Origin of the sequence: Achromobacter sp. SIMBA_011 (assembly GCF_046535435.1) — a bacterium.
GTDB lineage: Bacteria > Pseudomonadota > Gammaproteobacteria > Burkholderiales > Burkholderiaceae_B > Achromobacter > Achromobacter dolens.
Map to the genome: position 1 here is coordinate 1 of NZ_JAWRWN010000987.1, position 248 is coordinate 248.

Below are 248 nucleotides of genomic sequence, written 5' to 3' on the forward strand. Positions count from 1 at the left end.
TCGGCCGGGCGTTCCTTTACTGGGACGGCCAGCGCCTCTCCGGCCTTGCGGTGACGCTGTGGCTGCTCGTAGCATCGATTTCGCTCGGCTTCGTGTGCGCGGTGCCGCTTGCGGTCGCGCGCGTGTCGAAGAACAAGTGGCTGTCGATGCCGGTGCGGTTCTACACGTACGTGTTTCGCGGCACGCCGCTCTACGTGCAGTTGCTGCTGATGTACACGGGCATGTACAGCCTCGAGTTCGTGCGTTCG

At 64.1% G+C, this 248-nt stretch carries 1 protein-coding gene; it reads left to right on the forward strand.

The genetic code is table 11. The features are described from left to right. Positions 1 to 248: ABC transporter permease subunit (locus tag SB816_RS33965; protein WP_410548496.1), on the forward strand; the 248-nt coding region annotated here is incomplete at both ends.